The sequence below is a fragment of the Ruegeria sp. genome (assembly GCF_028066395.1).
Lineage (GTDB): Bacteria > Pseudomonadota > Alphaproteobacteria > Rhodobacterales > Rhodobacteraceae > Ruegeria.
In genome coordinates, this window is sequence record NZ_JALCBM010000077.1 from 13,401 (window position 1) to 20,229 (window position 6,829).

Below are 6,829 nucleotides of genomic sequence, written 5' to 3' on the forward strand. Positions count from 1 at the left end.
TGATGCTCCAGCCGGTGCACCCAATAGAAATGCAACCCCGACCACATCGGAATGAACGCCATCCAGACCACACACCAGACCGGCGCTGCGGCCCGGGTCACGGTGGGCACATAGCCATTGGCCATCGCCCAGTAGATCAACCACTGATACACCGTCGCCACGGTCATCGCGCTGCCCAAAGTCCACCAGATATTGTCCAGCACCTGATTGCGGAAGGTGAACGTGCCATTGTCACGGGTCAGATCACGCCGGTCAAACTTCGTGTACATGCCCTGCGCCTTGCGCATGTAGAGCCACCAGTGCAGCCCTCCGGCAATCAGGATCTGAGGCACCATGTTCAGCAGCCAGATGCGGAACATCCAGCCGGGCGCAAAGCTCTGCATCGCATCCAGCGGAGGCAGAAAGACAAAGTAAGCCACCAGCGCCAGCGCCATGCACACGGTCAGCGCGGTGATTTGCAACCACGCCCCACGATACCAGCGCAGCACCGCCAATGGGCGCGGCGGCCAGTTGAACAGCGGGTTCAGACTCACGGGGCCTTCGGGCCGATAGTTCCAGCGGGCGGCTTCGGGGTCATGAATGTCAGCCATGTCATGCGCCCTTTCCACCTATCAGGTTGCGTAATCCGAGTTCTCGGCGTCCAGAACCGCCTTGATCTCGCGCAGATGCGCTTCGGCCTGGCCGGGATAGTCGTCCAACTCCTGCGCGGTCTTCTCGGCGATCTCATCCGACAGGACGCGCAGAGGCTTGTCCGTCTGCAGCGCGCGGATATAGGTTTCGGCGGCGCGTTCGAAATAATAGAGCCTGTTAAAGGCATCTGCGGGGTCTTTGCCGATCACCAGCACCCCATGATTGCCCATGATCATGACCTTTTTCTTCGGATCCGACAGCATCCCGGCACAGCGTTCGCCTTCGCTCTCGAACGCCAGCCCTCCGAACGCGTCATCGATGACGTAGCGGTTGTAAAAGGTCGCTGTGTTCTGATCGATCGGCAGCAGCGTGCTATCCGCCAGCGAGGCCAGAACGGTGGCAAAGATCGAATGCACATGCATGACACAGCGCGCGTGGGGGCAATGACGATGGATCGAGCCGTGCAGCCCCCAGGCGGTGGGGTCGGGCGCACCGGGCAGCGACATCACGTCCGGGTCATTGGCGTCCAGCAACAGCAGATTCGACGCCTTGATACGCGAGAAATGCATCTGATTGGCATTCATCAGAAACTGTGTGCCATCCGGGTTCACAGCCAGGCTGAAATGATTGGCCACACCTTCATGCATGTTCAGCCGCTCGGTCCAGCGAAAGGCGGCGGCCATGTCGACGCGTTCGGGCCAGTGATCCATGTTGGGGCGCAGATTGGTGACGCTCATGTTGTACTCCTTGGACGGCGGTTGATTGGCAAAAGGGTGCCTGTGCCGTGAGAGTTTGACCAACGAAAAAAACATGACTATCTCATTAGCTGAACTAATGACTAGGTTATGCAAATGCAGAAATCGCTTCCCCCGCTGGGATGGTTGCGCACGTTCGAGGCGGCGGCGCGGCACCTCTCTTTCACTGGTGCAGCGCGCGATCTGAACATGACGCAAAGTGCGGTCAGCCAGCAGATCAAGTCGCTGGAGGGTTATCTGGGCCAGCCGCTGTTCCTGCGACGCCCCCGCGCGCTGGAGCTGACCGAGGCGGGCATCACCTACCTGCCCGTGGTGCGCGAGGCGTTTCGGACCCTCGTCCGGGGCACGCAGGCGGTCACCGGCGCGCAGCAGAACGCGGTGCAGGTGCAAAGCAACATCACCTTTGCCGTCAACTGGCTGGCCCCGCGCCTGCCCGCCTTTCGCGCGCAGCACCCCGAGGTGCAGCTGAACATCTTCACCGACCTGTGGGAGCCGCGCGAAATGGCCGAAGGCGCTGCGGTCGAAATCCGATATTCCCTGCACCCTTCCGACACGGTACGGACCGAGCTTTTGCGCCGTGAACACTACTACCCAGTCTGCGCCCCGGACTATGAGGTGACGCTGGACAATCTGCAGCAGCAGCCCCTGTTCGACTGCTCAAATCTGTTGTCGAATTGGGCGGGGTGGGTGGAGGATCAGGCTCTAACTTGGGTAAAACCGTCGATCACCTATGCCACAACCTATCTGGTTAGCCTGTCGGTTGCGATGGCAGGCGGCGGGCTGTGTCTGGCCCATGACACCATCGCACAGGACCTGATCGAGCAGGGCCGCCTGATTGCCCCATTTGCCCATCGCGCGCCGATGCCTGAGGCGTATTACCTGCTGTTGTCGCCCCAAGCCGAGGAAACCCCCGGCGCGCTGGCTTTCGCGGATTGGCTTCGTTCAGAAATTGCGGCTTGAGTTCGGGGGGCTCCCGCCCATTGTCGATGCCCTTGCGGGCACCTCCTCTGGTTGGGCCGGGCAGCGCTGACGCGCTGCGGTTGCGCCTTTTGTGATGGTTTTATGATAACGCTAACCCGGGGGGTTGCACCTTTTGGCGCGTTGGGGAAAGTTGGGCCATGGAATACACACCTTTCCCAAGCTGGCCCGATACCGCCCCCCGTCTGATCGCCGTCGCCGCAGGGCGCGACGCTGCCGACATGGTCATCCGTGGCGGTGTTTGGGTGAATGTACACAGCCGTGAGGCGCTGCCGGATCATGACATCGCGATTGCCGCAGGCCGTATCGCATTTGTCGGACCGGATGCCAGCCATTGCATCGGACCGAACACTCAGGTGATCGAGGCCAAGGGCCGCTATATGATCCCAGGCCTGTGCGATGCCCATATGCATATCGAATCAGGCATGCTGACCCCGGCCGAATTTGCCCGCGCGGTGATCCCGCATGGCACCACAAGTATGTTCACCGACCCGCATGAGATCGCCAATGTGCTGGGTCTGGACGGTGTGCGCATGATGCATGACGAGGCGCTTTTGCAACCGGTGAATATCTTCACACAGATGCCGTCCTGCGCACCTTCGGCACCGGGGCTGGAGACCACCGGCTATGAGATCACACCCGAGGATGTAACCGAGGCGATGGGCTGGCCGGGCATCATCGGGTTGGGCGAGATGATGAATTTCCCCGGTGTGATCCATGGCGACCCCAAGATGTTGGCCGAAATCGCGGCCACGCAGCGGGCCGGGAAAACGGTCGGTGGGCACTACGCTTCGACTGATTTAGGGTCTGATTTTGCCGCTTACGTGGCCGGTGGCCCGGCGGATGATCACGAAGGCACCTGCGAGGCCGACGCCATTGCGCGGGTCCGGCAAGGGATGCGGTCGATGATGCGGCTGGGCTCGGCCTGGTATGACGTGGAAAGCCAGATCACGGCAGTGACGGAGAAGGGGCTGGACCCACGTAATTTCATTCTGTGTACGGATGACTGCCACTCGGGCACGCTGGTCAATGAGGGGCATATGAACCGGGTCGTGCGGCATGCGATTGCCTGCGGTTGCGATCCGCTGATCGCCTTGCAAATGGCCACGATCAACACCGCAACGCATTTCGGGTTGGAACGCGAGATCGGCTCGATCACGCCGGGGCGGCGGGCGGATATCATCCTGTCATCGGACCTGACCGCCCTGCCAATCGAAACCGTCATCGCCCGCGGGCAGATCGTTGCCGAAGGGGGTGTGATCAAGGTGGATTGCCCACATCTGAACTGGCCGGACAAGGCACGCAACACAGTGCATCTGGGGCATGAGCTGTGCGCGGCAGATTTCGAAATCGCCGCCCCCACCGGCGCGAACCGGGTGCGGGCCAATGTGATCGGCGTGGTAGAAAATCAGGCCCCAACACAGGCTCTACAGGCCGAACTTCCCATAATCGAGGGGCTGGTCGAAGGTGACGGGGATGTCTGCCAAATCGCCCTCGTCGAACGCCACCGCGCGACCGGAGGGGTCACGAACGCCTTTGTCTCGGGCTTTGGTTATCAGGGGCGGATGGCGATGGCCTCGACCGTGGCCCATGACAGCCACCACATGATCGTCGTCGGCACCGACCGCGAACAAATGGCGCTGGCCGCCAACCGTCTGGCCGAGGTGGGCGGCGGCATCACCATCTTCCGCGACGGGCAGGAACTGGCGCTGGTCGAACTGCCCATCGCAGGGTTGATGTCCGACAGCCCGGCAGCCGAGGTTGCCGCCAAGGCGCAGACCATGGTCGAGGCGATGCAAGCCTGCGGCTGTACCCTGAACAACGCGTATATGCAGCACTCCTTGCTGGCGCTGGTCGTGATCCCGGAACTCAGGATCTCGGACCTGGGGCTGGTGGACGTGCGCACGTTTGAAAAGATAGACCTTCTGGAACCCCTTGCATGACAATAATAAGAACACCTGACGCGCCCAAACCGGAACAGTTCACCGATCCCGCCGCCGCCGTAGCCCGGCTGGAGGAGCTCTATGAACAGGCCACCGGGTTCCTGTGCGACGGCTTTGCCAATGCCATTCAGAACGGTGCGCCCAACGCGCGGATCAGAGCCTTTTACCCGGAAATTCGCATCCAGACGTCCTCTTATTCGCAGGTCGACAGCCGGCTGAGCTTTGGTCACGTCTCGGAACCCGGCACCCATGCCACGACGGTCACGCGGCCCGATCTGTTCCGGTCGTACCTGACGCAGCAGATCGCGTTGCTGATCAAGAACCATGATCAGCCGGTGACCATCGGAGCTTCGGACACGCCGATCCCGGTGCATTTTGCGGTGGCCAACAACCCCAATCTGGTGATCCCGCATCAGGGCGCGGCCGGGTTCACCCTGCGCGACGTGTTCGATGTGCCCGATCTGACCACGACCAACGACGATATCGTCAATGGTGTCTACGACCACGAAGATGAGGTCGGCCCGCTGGCGCTGTTCACCGCCCAGCGCGTGGACTATTCGCTGGCGCGGCTGGCGCATTACACCGCGACCGATCCCAGCCATTTCCAGAACCACGTTCTGTTCACCAACTATCAGTTCTATGTCTCGGAATTCGAAGCCTATGCGCGCGAGCAATTGGCCGATCCGAGCAGCGGCTATGTCAGCTTTGTCTCGACCGGGAATGTCGAGATCACGGATGCCGACGCCACACTGGAACAACCGCTGAAACTGCCGCAAATGCCGACCTATCACCTGAAACGGGCTGATGGGTCGGGGATCACGCTGGTCAATATCGGTGTCGGGCCGTCCAACGCGAAAACCGCCACTGACCATATCGCCGTCCTGCGCCCGCATGCCTGGCTGATGGTCGGCCACTGCGCGGGCCTGCGCAACACGCAGGCGCTGGGAGATTTCGTGCTGGCCCATGCCTATCTGCGCGAGGACAAGGTGCTGGACGATGACCTGCCCGTCTGGGTGCCGATCCCGCCGCTGGCCGAGGTTCAGGTGGCGCTGGAACGCGCTGTGGCCGAGGTGACCGAACTGGACGGATACGAGTTGAAACGCATCATGCGCACCGGCACCGTGGCTTCGGTCGACAACCGCAACTGGGAGCTGCGTGACCAGTCCGGCCCGGTGCAACGGCTCAGCCAATCCCGTGCAATTGCGCTGGATATGGAAAGCGCCACCATCGCCGCAAACGGTTATCGGTTTCGGGTGCCCTATGGCACGTTGCTGTGCGTGTCGGACAAGCCGCTGCATGGGGAATTGAAGCTTCCCGGCATGGCCTCGGCCTTTTATACCACGCAGGTCAGCCGCCATCTGGCCATCGGAATACGCGCCATGGAACATCTTCGAGGCATGCCGCTGGAGCGTTTGCACAGCCGGAAATTGCGCTCGTTTGACGAAACGGCCTTTCTCTGAAGCAAAAAAGCAACGATTTCCCCATATTTTTAGGGTTTCCGGCGCTACTATTCGTTGTGTTCATGCACAATATCCCGTTACAGTTACGCGGTGAGGCCCAAGACATCGGGCACGTTAAGGAGACCAAGAAATGGCAAAGCCTATGACAAAGACTCAGCTGGTTGCTGCTCTCGCTGAGGAAATGGGAACTGACAAGAAATCCGCGAATGCCGCGCTGGAGGCCATGACCGGCCTGATCACCCGCGAAGTTTCCGCAGGTGGTGCCGTCACCCTGCCCGGCGTTGGCAAAATCTACTGCCGCGAACGCCCCGAGCGCATGGTGCGCAACCCCGCCACCGGCGAGCAGTTCAAGAAAGAGGCCGACAAGGTGGTCAAAATGACCATCGCCAAGGCTCTGAAGGACAGCGTCAACGGCTGATCTGCCGCTGACAGATCATCGAGATTTAAGGGGTCGCCATCGGGCGGCCCTTTTTCTTTTTCAGATCGGGAAGCATAGACAGGTCGCAAATGCCATTTTCGTGAACTCATGTCATAGTTGTGTCACAATCTTCGTTCACTCGCTTTATGAGAATGTTTTCAAGGAGACCTAATTCGTGATGCTCTATCAAACCACTGAATTTGATACGGAAAATCAATTCGACTGGACAAGTATTCAATATACCATAGAAAATGATGTAGTCATCGCCACGCGGACAACATTTGATGCCGGGTATGAGGTATTCGGCACCTATGAAGACGGTGTCTTGCGTCAAGAATTCTATGTCGGAACGCTGGAAGCGTTGGGCTTCGACAACCAACGCATCGTGTATGACGCTGACGGTGTAATGACCGAACGCGGCACCGTTTATCCCGACAGTCTTCGTGTGACTGAGAGCTTTCAGAACGGCATTCCGACCGAAACTGTCATCAAGGACGGGTTTTTCGGCGATGGTGAAAAACCGTGGGACCAGATTGTGCTGAGATATGATGCAGAGGGCAACATCATTGGTCGCACAATCACCTATGATGATGGACCCCAAACCGTCGAGGCTTTTGCCCCGGGGCATTTCAAAACAGTGCAGGA

At 59.9% G+C, this 6,829-nt stretch carries 6 protein-coding genes and 1 pseudogene; 5 read left to right on the plus strand and 2 right to left on the minus strand.

The genetic code is table 11. From position 1 onward, the window contains the following. Together MPJ51_RS18730 and MPJ51_RS18735 are read right to left on the minus strand one after the other, a co-directional pair. Positions 1 to 590, minus strand: a pseudogene (locus MPJ51_RS18730) (sterol desaturase family protein); the annotation flags it as partial. A gap of 21 nt (positions 591 to 611) precedes the next feature. Then, the gene (locus tag MPJ51_RS18735) at positions 612 to 1,367 is read right to left on the minus strand and encodes a class II aldolase and adducin N-terminal domain-containing protein (protein ID WP_298389863.1); all 756 of its coding nucleotides are present in this window, start codon (positions 1,365 to 1,367) and stop codon (positions 612 to 614) included. A gap of 114 nt (positions 1,368 to 1,481) precedes the next feature. Between MPJ51_RS18735 and MPJ51_RS18740 the strand changes: the two genes are divergently transcribed. From MPJ51_RS18740 to MPJ51_RS18760, 5 genes are all read left to right on the plus strand, one after another. Next, positions 1,482 to 2,345, plus strand: coding sequence for a LysR substrate-binding domain-containing protein (locus MPJ51_RS18740; protein ID WP_298389866.1), 864 nt, complete (start codon positions 1,482 to 1,484; stop codon positions 2,343 to 2,345). Between the two features lie 158 nt (positions 2,346 to 2,503). Continuing rightward, positions 2,504 to 4,306, plus strand: coding sequence for an adenine deaminase (gene ade / locus MPJ51_RS18745; protein ID WP_298389869.1), 1,803 nt, complete (start codon positions 2,504 to 2,506; stop codon positions 4,304 to 4,306). After that, positions 4,303 to 5,766, plus strand: a complete 1,464-nt coding sequence (locus MPJ51_RS18750; protein ID WP_298389872.1) for an AMP nucleosidase — start codon at positions 4,303 to 4,305, stop codon at positions 5,764 to 5,766. The genes ade and MPJ51_RS18750 overlap by 4 nt, the downstream gene beginning before the upstream one ends. Before the next feature lie 130 nt (positions 5,767 to 5,896). After that, a complete protein-coding gene (locus tag MPJ51_RS18755) occupies positions 5,897 to 6,184 on the plus strand; it encodes an HU family DNA-binding protein (protein ID WP_010442901.1) in 288 nt (95 codons plus the stop codon). 178 nt (positions 6,185 to 6,362) lie between these two features. Beyond that, the coding region (locus MPJ51_RS18760; RefSeq protein WP_298389883.1) for a hypothetical protein at positions 6,363 to 6,829 on the plus strand (467 nt) is incomplete at its 3' end.